Raw genomic sequence first — 17,926 nt, 5'->3', positions numbered from 1 at the left:
ATACTTACGTTGTTTAATGCCAAATGTAAACTTACTATTAAGGAATTTAGTTATCAATCAAAGTCAAAACAATGAGCCTCAAAACAACCGAAGCCAAGCTTTACTACGCCCTGTACGATTTTTTCGAAGCAGAAGGGTTTCGATTGTTGATGGACAAAAAACAATTCCGCAAAAATACACCCGCGGGTTTCACAAACATCATTTTTTCGGTTTCTGAATACGAAAAAGAAAATGATGCGTGGATAGAAGTTCACATTGGATGCCGTAATGATCAGGTAGAACAAATAGCGCAGCAGTTTTTAAATGCCAATTTGGTCGATTTTCGTTCTGATGTCAATACCATTATCATCTCCACGGGCAAATACAACGACGTCAATTACTTCCGTTATAAAATTCAAAATGACGAAGATTTGACCGACGCCTGCGAGTCAATCAAGGAGTTTATGCAGCTTTCGGGCTTTGGCTTTCTTGCTTCCATTACGCACGTGGGCGACATTGACCGCATCCTGAACCTTATGCCCCAAAAGTCGTCGAAATACCTCTATAATCAGGTGCATCGCTGTTTTAAAGGAGCGGTGGCCGCCAAACTTAACAACAGCCCGCAGTTTGACCGACTCATTGAAATATACCGAAGCTATCTCGCCAAATTTGGCAATGACGTTGAACGCGCCAATTACGACCGCCTCATTGCTTATTTGCAGTATTATGGCAATAATTAATCCCCTCCTTTCATCTTTCTAAATTACTGACAAAAGTCAGTTTTCTACGTTGACAATACTCATATATTAACGACAGTCCCCGACGCAATTTTGGGCAAATACAAATACCCATTGTATGTCGCAATCCATTTCACCTACTGTCGAAGTCGCCTGCTATCATTGCGGAGCCGACTGTGAAGAAACCGTCATTGTCCACGATGACAAACCCTTTTGCTGCGAAGGCTGCAAATTGGTCTATGAATTATTGCAGGAAAACGAACTGTGCAGTTACTACGATTTTACAAAAAATCCGGGGGTTTCACCCGATAAAAACTACTACAAAGGCAAATACGCTTACTTAGACCTTCCAGAAGTGCATCAGCGCATCATTCAATTTACGGATGGCCGCCAAACGCACATCAACTGGTACCTGCCCCAGATGCACTGTAGTTCGTGCGTGTATTTGCTCGAAAACCTCCACCGGTTGCAGGAAGGCGTTATTTCGGCGGTGGTAAATTTTCCAGAAAAACGGGTGCGGATTATTGTTGATGAAGAAAAAATCAAACTGAGTCAACTGGCTGAACTGTTGACCTACATCGGATACGAACCCTATATCAGTCTTCAGGACGTTGAATCTGACCAATCCCCCAAAACCAACCGAACGCGTTTATACAAAATCGGTATTTCGGGATTTGCCTTCGGCAACGTCATGATGATGAGCTTCCCTGATTATTTTGGATTGGGCGACACCCAAACCGACCAGAAGCTACAATCTCTGTTCAGTATTTTTAGCGTGGTGCTGGCGTTGCCAGTCTTTTTTTATGCCGCTTCGGATTTTTTTGTGTCGGCTTGGAAAGCCATTCGGAAACGTTATTTGAACATTGACGCCCCCATTGCGTTGGCTATTTTGGTCACGTTTGTGCGCAGTTTGTACGAAATAGGCACCCAAACGGGCGTCGGTTATCTCGATTCCATGACGGGCATTGTGTTTTTTATGCTGCTTGGGCGGTTTTTTCAAGACAAAACTTACTCAGTTATTTCGTTTGACCGCGACTATAAATCCTATTTCCCCGTGGCCGTAACGTTGTTGGGCAAAGAGCAAGAAGCAACTACTAATCACCAATCACAAGTCACCAATCACCAAATACTCATCACTGATTTACAACCCGGCGACCACATTTTGATTCGCAATAAAGAACTGATTCCCGCCGATGCGCGGCTGGTGAGCGAGCGGGCTATGATTGACTACAGCTTTGTATCGGGAGAATCAGAACCCGTAGAAAAAACGCGGAATGAAATTATCTACGCAGGTGGACGTCAGGTGGGCGGCGCCATTGAGTTGGAAGTCACCAAGCGGGTTTCGCAAAGTTATCTGACGCAGCTTTGGAACAAAGATTCATTCACCCAAAACAACCAAAAGCAGGACCGCGATTTGGTGGCGCAAATCAACCGTTATTTTACGTGGACGGTCTTGGGACTGGGCCTGGCGGGATTGGTCTTTTGGATGTGGGCGGGCGATTTGCCGCGCGGCATCAACGCCATCACCACCATCCTGATTGTGGCTTGTCCGTGCGCTTTACTGCTCTCCGATACTTTTACCAACGGCAATATTTTGGGGATGTTTGGCAAGCATAAATTTTACCTCAAAAATGCCAAAGTCATTGAAAGTTTATCCGAAATTGACACCGTTGTTTTTGACAAAACAGGCACCTTAACCTTGCCCGACGCGGGTCAAATCCAATTTAAAGGCACGCCGCTTACGCGTATTCAGCGGCGCATTGTGCGTACGATGTGTGAGCAATCTTCTCACCCCCTGAGCCGACTTATCTCTAAATTGTTGGCAGCCGTTCCCAAAGAAACCACCCTAACGGGCTTTCAGGAAGTTGAAGGCAAGGGAATCATGGCCAACTTAGGCGAAAACTGCCCCATAAAATTAGGCTCAGCCGCTTTTGTCGGGCTTTCAGAAGCCCCCTCAACAGCATCCAATGCCCACAGCAGGGTCTATTTTTCTTTTGGGGAACAACAAGTCGGCTATTTTGAAATTCATAGTTACTACCGCGATAACCTATCCGATACGCTCCAGGCCCTTAAGCATAAAAACTATCAAACGTATCTTTTATCGGGCGACAAACCGACGGATGTAGCCTTGTTGGGCCATCTATTTGGAGATGCTACGCACTTGCATTTCAACCAAAAGCCCGAAGATAAGCTCACATTTATTGAACAATTGCAACAAAAGGGCCGCAAAGTGCTGATGGTCGGCGATGGTCTCAACGACGCGGGAGCTTTGGTCCAAAGTAACGTGGGCATCGCCGTTTCTGACAATATCAACAATTTTTCGCCCGCCTGCGATGGCATTTTGGAAGGCAACCATTTGTCGTTTTTGCCCCAATACGTACGCCTCGCCAAAGCGGGTCGAAGCATCGTGGTTCAGAGTTTTATTATCTCAGTAGTGTACAACATCATCGGGCTTAGTTTTGCGTTGACGGGCACATTAGCCCCCGTTGTTGCGGCCATTCTGATGCCAGCAAGCTCGATTTCCATCGTGCTGTACACCACCATTGCCAGTAGAGTTGCCACCGCAAGGGCGCTTTAACATGTATATTACCAAACTCGAATCGCCACGGCATTGATGAGTCCATTGACTACAAAGGCAAGCAAAAACGAAATCGCTATGGAGAATTCTCGGAGGAAAAAGGCCTGTAAAAACAGGAACGTGGTAAACCCTACCAGTCCAATCATAATGCCCCTGATGATTGTGATGGTAGCGTTGCTTCCTTGAAGATAGTGTGTAAAAATGGCCAAAATAGAAGTAATGATGGGAAATGGAGTCAGAATACCGCTCCACGTAGGTCCCAACCCCTTGGCCAGGGCAGTAATGGCCAGTACAAAAAGGGTGGCTACCAACATTCGGAAGGGAATATCGAATTTAGGCGTTTTGGCTCGTTCGAGCGGGGGAATTCCCGCGACGGGGAGCGGAAAATAGCGCAGCGCAGCCACAATGCTCAGGACGGCGACCCCGTAGATACTCCAAAGCCTCAAATGAAGTGAGTCCAGCAAGAGTGCAGTTGCGACAAACGCCCCGTAAGAAATAAAAAGCGTTGGCAACCAAGTAAGAGACTTTGAAAGAAACGCGTAGCAATAACAAAAACCAACCAACGACACAACTCCCGTCAGAATACCAGGAATGGCCCGTATTCCGAAGGCCGTCCCCTGTTCCACAATAAAAAACACCAAAATCGGCCCAGCCACCCATGGCATACTTCCGATAATCCCTCCAATTTTATTGCCCCATTTGCGGCTCACGAGGGTAATCATTCCAATGACCATCGGCATCATGGCCAATTTAAAATAAAGCGTATTCATCCAGAAACTATAAATATCAACAAAGGTACACAGAGAAAGCACTCAAAGTCACGCTAACGTTTTTTTGTGGGGAAAGGTGCCCTGCGGTGCGTTAAAGGCTTATTTCATATTTAGGTACTGTACAATAATTGCCTTCTTTTTTTAGGAGAGGCCATCGTCCATCAATTCGTCAATCATCCGAAAAAGCTGATAAAAGTCAGTTTCAACCCCTGATATCCCTCATCTTTATTCGGAAGCGCTGCGGCTACTTTTGGGCAACCCGCTCGGAAGTGTAGCGCATCATTTACACCCCGACAAACGCAAAATTTAACACCTATGAGTGCTCTTATCCTTCTCCTTTCAGTCAGTCTGCTCGTGGCAGTCGGGTTTTTAATCGCCTTTGTGTGGTCGGTCCGTAAGGGTCAATTCGACGATGATTACACGCCCTCCGTTCGAATTTTATTCGACGACAATGAAAAAAATTCATCTCCTCAATCATAAACTCCTCAAATCTAAAGTATGGAACCAATTTCCAAAACGACCGCTACTGTTGAAATGGAAGAGTTCACCTACGATAACGTCATTGTACGGAACTTTGCCATTGCCTCTATCGTGTTTGGGATAGTCGGCATGTTGGTAGGTGTGCTTATTGCTTTTCAGTTAGCATTCCCTGCCCTCAATTTTGACATTTCGTATACTACCTTTGGTAGATTACGACCATTACACACCAACGCCGTGATTTTCGCCTTTGTCGGCAACGGTTTTTTTATGGGGCTTTATTACTCCGCGCCCCGGATTCTCCGCACCCCCATGTGGAGCCCTTTACTAAGTCAAATCAATTTTTGGGGATGGCAGTTAATCATCGTCGCGGCCGCCATCACTTTACCACTTGGTCTAACCACTGGCAAAGAATACGCTGAGTTGGAATGGCCCATCGACATTGCCATTGCTTTGGTTTGGGTAGCGGGGTTGGTTAACTTAATAATGACGATGGTAAAACGTCGGGTACAGCATATCTACGCAGCCATCTGGTTTTACTTGGCTTCTTTCGTAACGGTTGCCATGCTTCACGTGGTCAACAGTGTAGAATTGCCTATTTCCTTGACAAAAAGTTATTCGTGGTACGCAGGTGTACAGGATGCATTGGTGCAGTGGTGGTACGGACACAACGCCGTGGCCTTTTTCTTAACTACGCCTTATTTGGGTCTGATGTATTATTTCTTGCCCAAAGCCTCCAATCGCCCTATCTATTCCTATCGTCTTTCGATTGTTCACTTCTGGTCATTGATATTTTTGTACATCTGGGCTGGTCCTCACCACTTACTATACACCTCATTGCCCGACTGGGCACAATCGTTGGGAGTGGTTTTCTCCATCATGCTGATTGCTCCTTCATGGGGCGGGATGATCAACGGACTCTTCACCCTGCGCGGTGCTTGGGATAAAGTGCGGGAAGATATTGTGCTGAAATTCATGGTTGTGGCCGTAACCGCCTACGGTATGGCCACTTTTGAAGGCCCTATGCTTTCACTGAAAAACGTAAACGCCATTGCCCACTATACCGACTGGATAGTTGCCCACGTACACGTTGGTGCCTTGGGTTGGAACGGTTTTATGACCTTTGCCATCATGTATTGGTTATTCCCCCGCATTTACGGACGGCCTTTATTTTCTCAAAAATTGGCTAATTTCCACTTCTGGATTGGCACGTTAGGCATTATATTCTACGCAGTACCGATGTACTGGGCGGGCTGGACACAGTCGTCGATGTGGAAAGAATTTACGGAAGAAGGTTTCTTAAAATACCCTAACTTTCTCGAAACCGTTACCCAACTTGTGCCTTTCTACGTGTTGCGCGGTTTTGGTGGTACACTTTACTTGGTAGGTTTCTTGGTAGGTGCTTACAACCTCATGATGACGGCCCTCAACGGCAAACTCATCAGAACCGAAACCGCCCGTTCTGCATCTTTGGCTTCCATCTGGAACCCACCAGCCAACGAATACTGGCACAGCCGTATTTTTGAACGTAAGCCCGTGTTACTGACCGTTATTGCCTTAGTTGCTGTAATTATTGGAGGCGTGATTGAGTTGGTTCCGACCTTCATGGTTGAATCCAACGTTCCGACCATCGAAAGTGTGAAACCCTATACCCCGCTAGAATTACACGGCCGCGACATCTACGTTCGTGAGGGTTGCTATACCTGTCACTCACAGATGATTCGTCCGTTCAGGAGCGAAACCGAGCGCTACGGCGAATACTCAAAAGCGGGTGAGTTTGTGTACGACCACCCATTCCAATGGGGCTCAAAACGAACAGGGCCTGATTTGCACCGCGTGGGTGCCAAATATCCAGATTCGTGGCACTTCAACCACATGGAAGACCCCACCAGCATGTCGCCAGGCTCCATTATGCCTAAATACCCTTGGTTGTTGGAAGATGAGCTTGATTTGAGCACTACCTCGGCCAAAATCAGCGCTATGCAAACGTTGGGCGTTCCTTACGAAGAAGGCTACGAGGAAAAAGCCACCGCTGATGCCCAAGAACAAGCCAAGCAAATTGCGGAAAATCTCAAAAAAGACGGTATCAAAGCCAAGTCTGACCGAGAAATAATCGCCCTGATTGCTTACCTGCAACGAATGGGTACCGACATCAAAGCCGCTCAATAATGATAAAAAATAGCAGTGAGTAAATGCACATTACTCACTGCTATAAACCCAATAGTCTATAAAAAATGAAATTCAGAAACTACCTCCAGGCAATCGACGGAGTGGCCATCTATCCGCTCATTGGGCTGCTCATTTTTACCGGTCTATTCATCGGTTTGGTTTGGTACCTCTTTCGTATGGACAAACAGACCATCCAAAAAATGAGTAATCTTCCGCTGGAAGACGGCACCGTCCGAAACATCCTCTCTACCCTTCTGCTCCTTTTTGTGACTTCAGGCGCTTTTGCGCAGGCAGAAGCTCCCAAAGCAGGAAACAAAGAATTGGTGACGTACCTTATCTTGATGATTTTGCTGTTGGTCATCGCGGCCGTGGTTGCAGTATTGGTACAGGTGTTGTTGTTGCTGAAAAAAATCTCGGCAAAAACGCAAACCTCCGAACAAGCAGCCGAAGACCTACGTGGCGATAAAGCACCGCTGTTCAGCGCACGTTGGTGGCAACGTTGGACGGGCTTCGGGGTTCAGCTCGAAGATGAACAACGTATCCTTATCACCGGTCACGACTACGACGGAATCCACGAACTCGACAACCGTATGCCACCTTGGCTGGCATTCATGTTTCAAGGTACCATCTTGTTCGCCTTTGTATATTTGATTTATTATCACCTAACTGGTGCGGGAGATTTGCCGATGGCCGAACTTGAAAAAGAAACGCTCGTCATCGAAGCTAAAAAAGCCGCCTTCCTTGAAAAAGCCTCGGCCAAAATCAACGAAAATACTGTGGCGCTTCTTACTGATGCCAAAACTATTGAAGAAGGCAAAGCCATTTTTATCGCCAATTGCGCCGCCTGCCACGCGGCCGACGGTGGAGGTACAGTAGGCCCGAACCTTACCGACGAATACTGGCTACACGGTGGCGGCATCAAAAATGTGTTCAAAACTGTCAAATACGGCGTACCCGAAAAAGGGATGATTTCGTGGGAAAAGCAGTTAAATCCGCTCAAAATGCAACAGGTTTCCAGTTACATTATTTCGTTGAAAGGAACAAAACCCGCTAGTCCCAAAGCTCCGCAAGGAGAAGTTTATACCGAAACAGCAGCGAAAGCAGATAGCACCGTTGCCTTGAAATAACATTGAACGTCAGCATGTCGGTTGAATTCTGACATGCTGACACCCCATTCCACTTTGACATTCTCAACCATGAATCCCCTCGATACACACCCCGATTTTGATGAATCGTTTCGCGATAATTTCGCGGCTGTAGACAACACTACTGGCAAACGAAACTGGTTTTTTCCGCAAAAACCAACGGGAAAATGGCATAATCGCCGCGTGTGGTTCACGATATTCCAACTCAGCGTTATGTTTGGGCTGCCTTTTATTAAGGTCAACGGGCAGCCTTTATTTCTCTTCAATATCTTAGAGCGTAAATTTATCATCTTCGGGATTTTCATCGGGCCACAAGATTATTGGCTCTTTGGGCTCATGATGATTTCATTTTTTGTGTTTATCGTTTTCTTTACCACCGTCTTCGGGCGAGTATGGTGCGGATGGGCGTGTCCGCAAACGGTATTCATGGAAATGGTTTTTCGTAAAATTGAGTACGTCATCGAAGGGGACTGGAAAGCACAGCGGGCCTTGGAGAAAGCCCCCTGGAACAACGAAAAAATCGTCAAAAGAACCCTCAAAGTGGTGGTTTTCATGACTGTTTCGTTTCTGATTGCCAATCTTTTATTGAGCTATTTTGTCGGCGTTGACCGCTTGTGGCGCATTGTTTCGGAGCCTATCACTGAGCACTTGACGCTGTTTTTGGGAATTTGCGCGTTCACGCTGATTTTCTTCTTCAACTTTGCTTGGCTACGTGACCAAGCCTGTACCGTAGTTTGTCCTTATGGACGTTTACAGGGTGTTTTGTTGGATAAAAACTCGGTTGTTATTGCGTACGATTACAAACGCGGCGAACCGCGCGAAAAACTGCACAAAGGCAAAGAGCGCACCGCTGGCGACTGCATCAACTGCTTTCAGTGCGTGAATGTGTGTCCTACGGGAATCGACATCCGCAACGGGACCCAAATGGAATGTGTCAATTGCACTGCTTGTATCGACGCCTGCGACAACATCATGGAGAAAGTAAATCTGCCCAAAGGCTTGATTCGCTTCGACTCCGAAAACAACATTGCGAGTGGCAAAAGCAAGTTAATAACGACCAGAACCATTGCATACGCCGTTGTTTTAACGGCATTATGGGTGGCCTTGGGCTACGCTATTCTGACCCGCGACGACACCGAAACCACCATGCTTCGGGTGCCCGGCTCTCGCTACATCGAGAATCCAGACGGCAGCATCAGTAATTTATACACCTTCAAACTTTTCAATAAAACCAATCACGCCATCAACCCCGAAATGCGGATTCTTTTTCCGAAAGGCAGTCTGAAATTTGCGGGGATTCCCAGTTTGCACCTCGACGGAGCAGGGATGGTAGAAGGGTCGGTGTTTATAACCATTCCCAAAACCGAAATTGCCAATCGCAGAACGGAAGTCAAATTGGCCATTTATGCGGGCAGTGAAAAACTGGAAGAATTTAAAACAACATTTATTGCACCGGAAGAATAGCGATTGGTGGCTGGTGAACAGTGGGCGGTTTATCTGTCTATTACCAGCCACCAACCACTCTCCACAAACCATATAAAATTATGAAAATCTCTTGGGGTACTGGCATTTGGGTTCTGTATGGCTCGTTTGTCCTGTTGATATTGACGATGGTGGGCATGAGTGTAGTCCAAAAAATAGACTTGGTGACGGATAAGTATTACGAAGAAGAAATTCAGTACCAAGGTAAAATTGATAAAATCAACAACGCCAAAAGTTTGGCGGCTCCGCTGGTTTGGGAAGTAACAGAAGCAGGCGTTAAAGTCAACTATCCCAAAGAGTTACAAAACATAACTGGTGTTGTAAACTTCTATTGTCCTTCCGACAACAGTAAAGATTTCAGCGTAAAAATTCAGCCCGATTTAGGAAATACCCAGTACATTCCAACCCAAAACGCGGCAGCGGGGCGTTACAGAATCCAATTCGACTGGAAATCAGGAGAAATGGGATATTGGAATGAAGGAATCGTAAATTTATAGTAAAAAAAACACCATGTTTTACCTCGCATTTACTTTAGGTCTGATGAGCAGTCTCCACTGTGTGGGGATGTGCGGGCCTATTGCGTTGGCGTTGCCGGTTCACCACCGGTCAACGTTCGGAAAAATGCTGGGGATTTTGATGTATAACGCAGGTCGTGCCATTACCTACAGTTTGCTTGGGGTGTTGTTTGGATTTGTGGGTAGTGCGTTGGATTTTGGAGGATTGCAGCGCGGGCTCTCCATCGGAACGGGCCTTTTTTTACTGGGAACGGTCGCCTATTCGTCGCATTGGCTCGACCAACTTTCGGCCCCTCTACCCTTACAAAAGGGAGTTCAATGGGTAAAGAAAAGGCTGAGTTCGCTACTTTCTCGTCGAAGTTTCCCTGCATTGTTTCTGCTTGGTACGCTCAATGGTTTGCTACCTTGCGGGCTGGTGTACATGGCACTTATTAGTTCCGTTGCCCTGGGCAATCCGTGGGAGGGGGGACTATTTATGGCCCTTTTTGGGGTGGGCACGATTCCCGCCATGAGTGCCGTGGCGTTTGTCAAAACGTTTATCTCAACCAAATTCCGTAACCAAGCCCGCCGCTTCATGCCCGCTTTTGTGGCCGCCGTGGCAATACTTCTAATCGTACGTGGTTTTCAATTTTCTGAAAATCCGTTGGCGGAAAAAACATCCCGCACAATCCCCGTTTGTCACGGCGAATAATGTTCAGTGACTTTTGTTACATTTCTGGGTTGCACTTCAACCCTATGCTTCATAGCGCAAGCCTTCATTAGTTCAGGTATCAAGATAACCCTACTCATTAACTCCTATTAATTAAGGCATTACGACTAATTACTTCTTCTTTTCATAAACAATCGAGGCTATTTTTCTCTTCAGATTCTCACGACAGTTTTTAACTATACATGACGATTATCATATTTTACTCGGCCAAAGAAGTTGATTTTTGATAAAGTTACCTTTCAGTATTCACCATGAACAGTCAGCTCTTACAAAAATATAATGTCCCAGGCCCGCGCTATACGAGTTATCCCACGGTGCCTTATTGGGATAAAACGCCCGTAACAGACGAGCGTTGGAAAAACCTCGTAAACGACACTTTTGAAGTAAGCAACGCCACCCAAGGCATCAGTCTTTATATCCATTTGCCATTTTGCGAGCGTCTTTGCACCTATTGCGGCTGCAATACCCGTATCACGGTCAATCACAAAGTAGAGCACCCTTATATTAAGGCTTTGTTGAAAGAATGGCAACTTTACACTGACTTCTTACCCAATCGTCCCCAACTGCGGGAAATTCACTTAGGCGGAGGCACTCCTACTTTTTTTAGCCCCGAAAACCTAAAAAGACTCATTAATGGTTTGCTCGAAAAGGCCGATGTTCACCCCGATGCTGAATTTGGGTTTGAGGCTCACCCCGCCAATACAACCGATGAGCACCTAACAGCACTTTACGAAGTTGGCTTTCGACGCATAAGCATTGGTGTTCAAGACTTTAACCCGATTGTTTTAGAGCTTATCAACCGTCCGCAAACCTATGAACAGGTGCAACACCTGACCGAAAAAGCACGCGAAATCGGTTACACTTCGGTCAATTATGATTTAGTGTATGGGTTGCCCCAACAACAAATCAGTACCGTGGCTAAGACCATCAGTGAAGTGATTCAACTGCGCCCCGACCGGATTGCGCTTTATAGCTACGCGCACGTGCCTTGGGTAAAACCCGGGCAGCGTAAGTTTACGGAAGAAGATTTGCCTGATGCCGCCAAAAAACTGGCGATTTACGACAATTGTCGGGAAGCTTTAGAAACGGCTGGTTATACCGACATCGGTATGGATCATTTTGCCTTACCAACCGATGGTCTCTACGAAGCCGTTCAACAAAAACACCTACATCGAAATTTTATGGGTTATACCACGACCCAAACCAATTTACTGATTGGACTGGGCGTATCAGCTATCAGCGATTGTTGGTGGGGCTATGCACAAAATGAAAAGACTGTTGAGAAGTATTACGAACGACTGAAATCCAACGAACTTCCTTTGTTTAGAGGCCACGTACTGACTCGCGAAGACCTGATACTCCGCCGTCATATCCAACGATTGATGTGCAATTTTGAAACGTCTTGGTACGATTCTAAAGAACAGTGTAAAGAACTCTATGATGCCCTTGCTCGATTAGAAGAACCAGAAAAAGATGAGTTGGTCATCATCGAGCCGTATCATCTTACCGTTACCAAAAAAGGGAGAAATTTTATACGCAACATCAGTATGGCATTCGATGCTCGCCTTTGGAATGACATTCCACAGACAGCAATTTTCAGTCAGGTGTTTTAAAACTACGACTGAGCTTTTTGGGATGGTTTTGTGCGAAAAAATTTCAAACATTTGAATATCAATAAAATAGCCAATAAAATATTGGCTATTTTATATACCTATACAATTAACACTTGCAAAAATCACAATAACCACCGTATTTGGTATGTTAGAAGTATTTATTCAGCAAACCCAAGCGATGAGAAGACACGTCGAAATGTTACATGCACTCTTTAAAAGTGCAACAGAGGGGATTATTGTGGTAGATTCATGGGGAGAAATTCAGTTGGTAAATCCAAAAGCACAGGCGCTATTTGGGTATGATGAAGGAGAATTGCTCGGCAAGAAAATTGAGACCCTTATTCCTCAACGGTACGCAAAAAAGCACGTTGATCACCGCATGAATTACGCCCAACAACCCAAAGCCAGAAGTATGGGCGGAAATTTTGATTTAAAGGCCAAACGCAAAGATGATAGCGAGTTTCCAGTAGAAGTGAGCTTGAGTCCGTTTAGTACCAGCGACGGCGACTACATCGTCAGTTTTATCATTGATATTTCGGAACGAAAAAAACAAGAAGTTGCCCTGCTTGAAGCCCATCACGAAATCCAAAACCTCAATGCCGACTTAGAAGAACGGGTCGAACTACGTACCCGCGAACTGGCCCGGGCTATGAAAGAACTGGAACAATCAAAGCAAGAAGTGATGCGGGCCCTTGAAAAAGAACGTCAACTAAACGAGATGAAAACGAAATTCGTGACCATTGCCTCACACGAGTTTCGCACGCCTTTGGCCACCATCTTGTCATCAGCGTCGTTGATTGGGCGTTATGTCCACAGTGAAGAAGATGAGAAACGTCAAAAACACGTTCAACGCATAAAATCGACGGTCAATAATCTGACCGAAATCTTGAACGATTTCTTATCATTGGGTAAACTAGAAGAAGGTCAAATTCGCAACGTGCCTGTGGTGTTTAACCTTTCTGATTTTTGCAAAGAAATGGTGGATGAACTTCGTTCGGTCTGTAAAGAAAATCAGCAGGTGCAGTACGTACACACTGGCGATTCGGAGGTGTGTGTCGACCGGCATTTGCTCAAAAACGTGCTCATCAACCTTATTTCCAACGCCGCAAAGTATTCGGGAGAAGGAAAAGACATTTTTTTAAGCACCGAAAAAGTTGATTCAACATTAAATATTGTTATTCGGGACCAAGGAATCGGTATTCCTGAGCAAGATATTCCCTATGTGTTTGACCGATTTTTCAGGGCGCAAAATTCAGGAACCATTCAAGGCACTGGGCTAGGGCTCAACATCGTATACAAATATGTTCAGCTGATGAATGGAGATATTCACCTTGACAGTAAGCTCAATGAAGGCACCCGTGTTTCCCTTGTACTCCCCACATAATAGTAAATGAAAACAATCCTGTTGATAGAAGACAATCCCGATATGCGGGATAACACAACCGAAATTCTAGAGTTGGCCCACTACAATGTGGTAACGGCAGAAAACGGCAAACAAGGCATTAAATTGGCGCAAGAAAGCAGTCCAGACCTCATCATCTGCGATATTATGATGCCCGAACTAGACGGATATGGTGTGCTTCATTTACTCAGCAAAGAACCTTCTACGGCTAGTATTCCCTTTATTTTTCTAACCGCAAAGGCCGAAAAAAATGACTATCGTAAGGGAATGACCCTGGGGGCCGACGATTACCTCACCAAACCCTACGACGATGTGGAGCTTTTGAGTGCCGTTGAAACGCGCCTGCGGAAAAACAACTTGCTCAAAACCGAATATTCACGGACAGAAGAAGGTCTTTATCAATTTTTGAACGAAGCCAAGTCTTTTGAATCCCTCAAAAAACTTTCGGAAAATAAGAAAACGAAGCTCTTTAAGAAACGGGAGATTATTTATTCGGAAGGCAATTATCCCAACGCGGTTTATTTTTTAAAAAGCGGTAAAGTAAAGAATTTCAAAACCAACGAATTTGGGAAAGAATACATCATTGAGCTGCACAAGCCCGGTGATTTTTTTGGGTATTTGGATTTACTAGAAAACGTCGCCTATCAAGACTCTGCGGTTACGCTTCAAGACAGTGAAGTGGTGATTATCCCCAAAGATGAGTTTAATTCATTGTTGTACAACAACCGTGATGTAGCCTCAAAATTCATAAAAATCCTTTCCAATGAAGTACGGGAGCGTGAAGAGCGCCTGCTCAAATTGGCCTATAACTCGGTGCGCAAACGCGTGGCCGAATCGCTCATTATGTTGGCAAACCGCTATCAGGAAGACAAAACCAAGCATTTTGCGATTGCAATCACCCGCGAAGATTTGGCAAGTATTGTAGGAACTGCTACTGAGACGGTGATTCGCACGCTGTCGGATTTCAAAGAAGAATCACTCATCGAAATGAAAGGTAGTCTCATCACAGTGCTGGATTATGAAAAACTGGCCCGAATGAGAAACTGAAACGAATGACAATTTACTAATAACTAACGTCGGCGAGGTTTGAACCGGGGCGCGCAGCCCTCGCCGACGTTGCATTTCTACCCCAACGCATCCACCTCCAACACTGCTTGCTCCCAGTTCTCGGTTGATTTATTTATTTTTTGCTTGATGTCGGCATATTGGCGGTTGAGTTCAGCCAACTTGGTCGGATTACTGTAAACAGTTTCATCCGCCAATTTCGCTTCTATTTCCGTCTTACGCTTCTCTAATTCATCAATCTCTTTTTCGAGCTGATTCACTTTATTTTGAAGCTGTTTGAGCGCCTGCCCGTTTGAACTCCCATTTTTCGACGGCGCAGCGGGTGTTGCTGGGGCGGTTTTTATGGCATTCATTGATGCCAAGCTCGTCATAACAGCCTCTTTTCCTTTGGCCGTTTCTTCTTCTCCACGCTCTTCCTGCCACCATTCGTATTCTTGATACGTGCCCGGGTATTCTTTTACTTCGCGATTGTCGATGTACCAAATTTTACTCGCGATGGCTTCCACAAAAAACCGGTCGTGAGAAACCACCACAAAAGAGCCTTCATACTGGCGCAGCGCCTGAATCAGAATATTGACCGATTGCATGTCTAAGTGGTTGGTAGGCTCATCGAGCAACAAGAAATTGGCTTCAGATACCAGTACTTTCGCCAAAGCCACCCGCGATTTTTCCCCTCCAGAAAGAACCTTTATTTTTTTAAAAACATCCTCGCCCGTAAACAGAAAACATCCCAAAATGGTGCGGCATTCCGTTTCACTCTTGGTTGGGTTGGCATATTTAAGTTCTTCCAGAATCGTATGCTCAATGTTCAGTGATTCCAACTGGTGCTGAGCGTAAAAAGTAAAAAGTACGTTATGACCTAAACGCCGCTCACCTTCAATAGGCTCAGTACCCGCAATCACCCGCAGGAGCGTCGATTTTCCTTTTCCGTTAGCTCCGATGAGGGCGATTTTGTCACCCCGCTCCATCGAAATGTTGGTATTTTTGAGGATTTCTTTTTCTCCGTATGCTTTCGAAACGTTTTCGAGTTGCAGCACATGGCGCCCGGGTTGGGTGGTAAACTGAAATCGAAAATGTACTTTTGCATTTTCGTCGACCACTGCCTCTACCCTATCCATTCTATCAAGCATTTTGGCGCGGCTTTGGGCTTGTTTTGCTTTGGTTGCTTTGGCCTTAAAACGCTCAATGAAACGCTCCGTTTGGCGAATTTTAGCCTGCTGGTTTTCATAAGCTCCCTTTTGAATCTCGTTACGAAGGGCTTTTTCTTCGATGTAAAAAGAATAATTGCCGCCGTAATAATTCAATTTTTGGTTGCTCACTTCCACCATTGTATCGCAGACGTTATCCAAAAACTCACGGTCGTGAGAAACCACAATCACGGCATTTTCATAACTCTGAACGTATTTTTCTACCCACTGAATCGATGGTAAATCCAAGTGGTTGGTAGGCTCATCAAGCATCAGCAGCGAAGGCTTTTGGAGCAGCAATTTCGCCAACATTACCCGCATACGCCACCCTCCCGAAAACAGCCGCAGTGGTTTTTGCAAATCGGCCGTAGAAAAACCGAGCCCTTCCAAAATTTCTTCCGCTTTTGATTGGATAGAATAGCCATCCAAAGCTTCAAATTCTTCCTGAATGCGGGCAAGTCGGTCCACCAATTTGTCTTGGTAATTGACCTCCATTTCATGAATGACCGCATCCATCTGCCGTTGGAGTTCGTTGGCACGCTCAAAAGCCTGCATCGCCACCGACAAAATAGAATCGTCACTTTGGTACGAAAGCAAATCCTGATTCAAAAACCCGATGGTACAACCGCCTGATTTTGAAATATGTCCAGCATCGGGCTGATAACTTCCCACAATTAAATGCAATAAAGTAGACTTGCCCGTTCCGTTCAAACCAATAAGGCCAATTTTGTCTTTGGGCTTGATGTGGAGCGAAGCGTTTTCGTATAACGCCCGGTCGCCGAGATAATACGATAAGTTAGTTATTGAAATCATGCCGCAAAGTTAGTGTATTTTTGCCTCCTTGCCCGACTAGTTCAAGCGGAATCAAAGCTATTCTTTCTAAAAATGAATAATTACGACCCAAAAAGCACGAACATTTAACGTTAAAAACCGTCTTTAAACCAAATGAAAAGACTTTGGCGTCAAATAAAGCAATTCCGTTTATCGCCTTTCGTTAAAACCATTCAATGAAATAGGAAAGCCCTGTAAGACAAGCCGAGATTTTATATCTTTGTCGATTAAGCAAGCCTCGAATGCAATTTTCAATACCTCAACATAAGGTGACGCCTTCTCTGCTACGCAATTATACTGCGTTGGTGGTACAGAACAATCCCGACATTTTGCACCGTTTCCACATTCGGTGGCCGTTGTGGCTGTTCAATACTCCTTTGCACGTTAAACACCAAACGGCTTCAGAGGTGTACACGTTTATCCTGACCGATACAGCCACCCAAACCGAAGCCTTCGGGATTTTTCATTTATTCATTCAACAGCAAGCAGGAATCAGCCCATCGCAAGCCTCATTTGGGTCGTTTGAAATTGCGGAACGCATCAGCCATACCGAATTTTCGGAGTGGCTAACGGGGATTGAAGGTTTTGCCAAAGAGCGAGGAATCAACAGTCTGCGCATCAAGCATTACCCTACGGGTTATAATCCCTCACGCAGTACTTTTGTGCGAAGGGGGCTTTTAAGGCGCGGTTTTGAACTGACACAGAGCATAGAAAATCAGTTCATTCCAGTCACCCAAACCAACTTTGACGAAGGCCTCCACGCCTCTGAGCGCCGCCGTTTACGCAAATGCCTGCGGGCGGGGTTTCGTTTTGAGGAATGGCTCAACCCGCCAGCGCGTGAGGTCTACACGTTTATTCAGCACAATCGTCAATTATTGGGGTATTCGCTTTCGTTCAGTTTTGAGCAATTGCAAATGTGGCTCAGTGTTTTTTCCCAACATTTCCGTGTGTTTTGCGTCAAAGATGGCGATACATTGGCCTCACTTTCGGTCACGGTGCGCGTAGGAGAATCTGTTTTGTACAATTTCTGTCCCGCCGACAACCTGACGTATCGTACGTTCAGTCCCGCCGTGTTGCTCAATAAAGGACTGTACGGTGAATGCCAACAAAAAGGAATCTCACTCTTGGATCTGGGAATCTCCGTCAATGAAGCGGGTGAACTAAAACCCAGTTTGAAGCGATTTAAGGAGAATTTGGGCGCAAAAAACTGCGACAAATACGTTTTTTATAAAACTTTGCTCTAAAAAAAACGTCAGCAGCGCTCAAA

At 45.5% G+C, this 17,926-nt stretch carries 14 protein-coding genes; 12 read left to right on the top strand and 2 right to left on the bottom strand.

The features are described from left to right. Positions 1-71 precede the first annotated feature (71 nt). A complete protein-coding gene (locus tag DVG78_RS01510) occupies positions 72-719 on the top strand; it encodes a hypothetical protein (protein WP_114459296.1) in 648 nt (215 codons plus the stop codon). Between the two features lie 115 nt (positions 720-834). Continuing rightward, the gene (locus tag DVG78_RS01505; RefSeq protein WP_114459295.1) at positions 835-3,294 is read left to right on the top strand and encodes a heavy metal translocating P-type ATPase; all 2,460 of its coding nucleotides are present in this window, start codon (positions 835-837) and stop codon (positions 3,292-3,294) included. Between the two features lie 8 nt (positions 3,295-3,302). Here the strand turns inward: DVG78_RS01505 and DVG78_RS01500 are convergent, their stop codons facing one another. Further along, on the bottom strand, positions 3,303-4,064 hold the full coding sequence (locus DVG78_RS01500; protein WP_114459294.1) for a hypothetical protein: 762 nt from the start codon (positions 4,062-4,064) through the stop codon (positions 3,303-3,305). 315 nt (positions 4,065-4,379) lie between these two features. On the opposite strand from DVG78_RS01500, the gene ccoS reads away from it, so the two are divergent. The 9 genes from ccoS to DVG78_RS01455 all read left to right on the top strand — a co-directional run bounded on the left by ccoS (position 4,380) and on the right by DVG78_RS01455 (position 14,623). Continuing rightward, positions 4,380-4,544: a cbb3-type cytochrome oxidase assembly protein CcoS gene (gene ccoS, locus DVG78_RS01495; RefSeq protein ID WP_114070035.1), complete on the top strand. Its 165-nt coding sequence runs from the start codon at positions 4,380-4,382 to the stop codon at positions 4,542-4,544. Between the two features lie 18 nt (positions 4,545-4,562). Continuing rightward, the gene (gene ccoN, locus DVG78_RS01490; RefSeq protein ID WP_114459293.1) at positions 4,563-6,710 is read left to right on the top strand and encodes a cytochrome-c oxidase, cbb3-type subunit I; all 2,148 of its coding nucleotides are present in this window, start codon (positions 4,563-4,565) and stop codon (positions 6,708-6,710) included. A 65-nt stretch (positions 6,711-6,775) separates the two neighbouring features. Then, positions 6,776-7,837 (top strand): cbb3-type cytochrome c oxidase N-terminal domain-containing protein, encoded by a 1,062-nt coding sequence (locus DVG78_RS01485; RefSeq protein ID WP_114459292.1) that lies wholly within the window; start codon positions 6,776-6,778, stop codon positions 7,835-7,837. A 69-nt stretch (positions 7,838-7,906) separates the two neighbouring features. Beyond that, the gene (gene ccoG, locus DVG78_RS01480; RefSeq protein WP_114459291.1) at positions 7,907-9,319 is read left to right on the top strand and encodes a cytochrome c oxidase accessory protein CcoG; all 1,413 of its coding nucleotides are present in this window, start codon (positions 7,907-7,909) and stop codon (positions 9,317-9,319) included. A gap of 80 nt (positions 9,320-9,399) precedes the next feature. Further along, the gene (locus DVG78_RS01475; RefSeq protein WP_114459290.1) at positions 9,400-9,834 is read left to right on the top strand and encodes a FixH family protein; all 435 of its coding nucleotides are present in this window, start codon (positions 9,400-9,402) and stop codon (positions 9,832-9,834) included. 13 nt (positions 9,835-9,847) lie between these two features. Further along, on the top strand, positions 9,848-10,543 hold the full coding sequence (locus tag DVG78_RS01470) for a sulfite exporter TauE/SafE family protein (protein ID WP_114459289.1): 696 nt from the start codon (positions 9,848-9,850) through the stop codon (positions 10,541-10,543). Positions 10,544-10,812: 269 nt separating this feature from the next. After that, entirely contained in the window at positions 10,813-12,174 is a 1,362-nt protein-coding gene (hemN, locus tag DVG78_RS01465; RefSeq protein WP_114459288.1) for an oxygen-independent coproporphyrinogen III oxidase, read from the top strand. Positions 12,175-12,319: 145 nt separating this feature from the next. After that, entirely contained in the window at positions 12,320-13,558 is a 1,239-nt protein-coding gene (locus DVG78_RS01460; protein ID WP_114459287.1) for a sensor histidine kinase, read from the top strand. Between the two features lie 6 nt (positions 13,559-13,564). Beyond that, positions 13,565-14,623, top strand: coding sequence for a response regulator (locus DVG78_RS01455; protein WP_114459286.1), 1,059 nt, complete (start codon positions 13,565-13,567; stop codon positions 14,621-14,623). A 77-nt stretch (positions 14,624-14,700) separates the two neighbouring features. On the opposite strand, the gene DVG78_RS01450 is transcribed toward DVG78_RS01455, so the two are convergent. Beyond that, positions 14,701-16,641, bottom strand: coding sequence for an ABC-F family ATP-binding cassette domain-containing protein (locus DVG78_RS01450; protein WP_114459285.1), 1,941 nt, complete (start codon positions 16,639-16,641; stop codon positions 14,701-14,703). Between the two features lie 260 nt (positions 16,642-16,901). On the opposite strand from DVG78_RS01450, the gene DVG78_RS01445 reads away from it, so the two are divergent. Further along, positions 16,902-17,903, top strand: coding sequence for a GNAT family N-acetyltransferase (locus tag DVG78_RS01445; protein ID WP_114459284.1), 1,002 nt, complete (start codon positions 16,902-16,904; stop codon positions 17,901-17,903). Positions 17,904-17,926 lie beyond the last annotated feature (23 nt).

It is taken from the genome of Runella aurantiaca (genome assembly GCF_003339505.1).
In the GTDB taxonomy this organism is placed as follows: domain Bacteria; phylum Bacteroidota; class Bacteroidia; order Cytophagales; family Spirosomataceae; genus Runella; species Runella aurantiaca.
Note: the sequence above shows the minus strand (reverse complement) of the source record. Positions and strands in the feature narration are given on the sequence as shown.

Bases quoted from the DNA above. Each gene is read 5' to 3' on its own strand.
- DVG78_RS01510 (WP_114459296.1), top strand. From the start codon at position 72: ATGAGCCTCAAAACAACCGAAGCCAAGCTTTACTACGCCCTGTACGAT.
- DVG78_RS01505 (WP_114459295.1), top strand. From the start codon at position 835: ATGTCGCAATCCATTTCACCTACTGTCGAAGTCGCCTGCTATCATTGC.
- DVG78_RS01500 (WP_114459294.1), bottom strand. From the start codon at position 4,064: ATGAATACGCTTTATTTTAAATTGGCCATGATGCCGATGGTCATTGGA.
- ccoS (WP_114070035.1), top strand. From the start codon at position 4,380: ATGAGTGCTCTTATCCTTCTCCTTTCAGTCAGTCTGCTCGTGGCAGTC.
- ccoN (WP_114459293.1), top strand. From the start codon at position 4,563: ATGGAACCAATTTCCAAAACGACCGCTACTGTTGAAATGGAAGAGTTC.
- DVG78_RS01485 (WP_114459292.1), top strand. From the start codon at position 6,776: ATGAAATTCAGAAACTACCTCCAGGCAATCGACGGAGTGGCCATCTAT.
- ccoG (WP_114459291.1), top strand. From the start codon at position 7,907: ATGAATCCCCTCGATACACACCCCGATTTTGATGAATCGTTTCGCGAT.
- DVG78_RS01475 (WP_114459290.1), top strand. From the start codon at position 9,400: ATGAAAATCTCTTGGGGTACTGGCATTTGGGTTCTGTATGGCTCGTTT.
- DVG78_RS01470 (WP_114459289.1), top strand. From the start codon at position 9,848: ATGTTTTACCTCGCATTTACTTTAGGTCTGATGAGCAGTCTCCACTGT.
- hemN (WP_114459288.1), top strand. From the start codon at position 10,813: ATGAACAGTCAGCTCTTACAAAAATATAATGTCCCAGGCCCGCGCTAT.
- DVG78_RS01460 (WP_114459287.1), top strand. From the start codon at position 12,320: ATGTTAGAAGTATTTATTCAGCAAACCCAAGCGATGAGAAGACACGTC.
- DVG78_RS01455 (WP_114459286.1), top strand. From the start codon at position 13,565: ATGAAAACAATCCTGTTGATAGAAGACAATCCCGATATGCGGGATAAC.
- DVG78_RS01450 (WP_114459285.1), bottom strand. From the start codon at position 16,641: ATGATTTCAATAACTAACTTATCGTATTATCTCGGCGACCGGGCGTTA.
- DVG78_RS01445 (WP_114459284.1), top strand. From the start codon at position 16,902: ATGCAATTTTCAATACCTCAACATAAGGTGACGCCTTCTCTGCTACGC.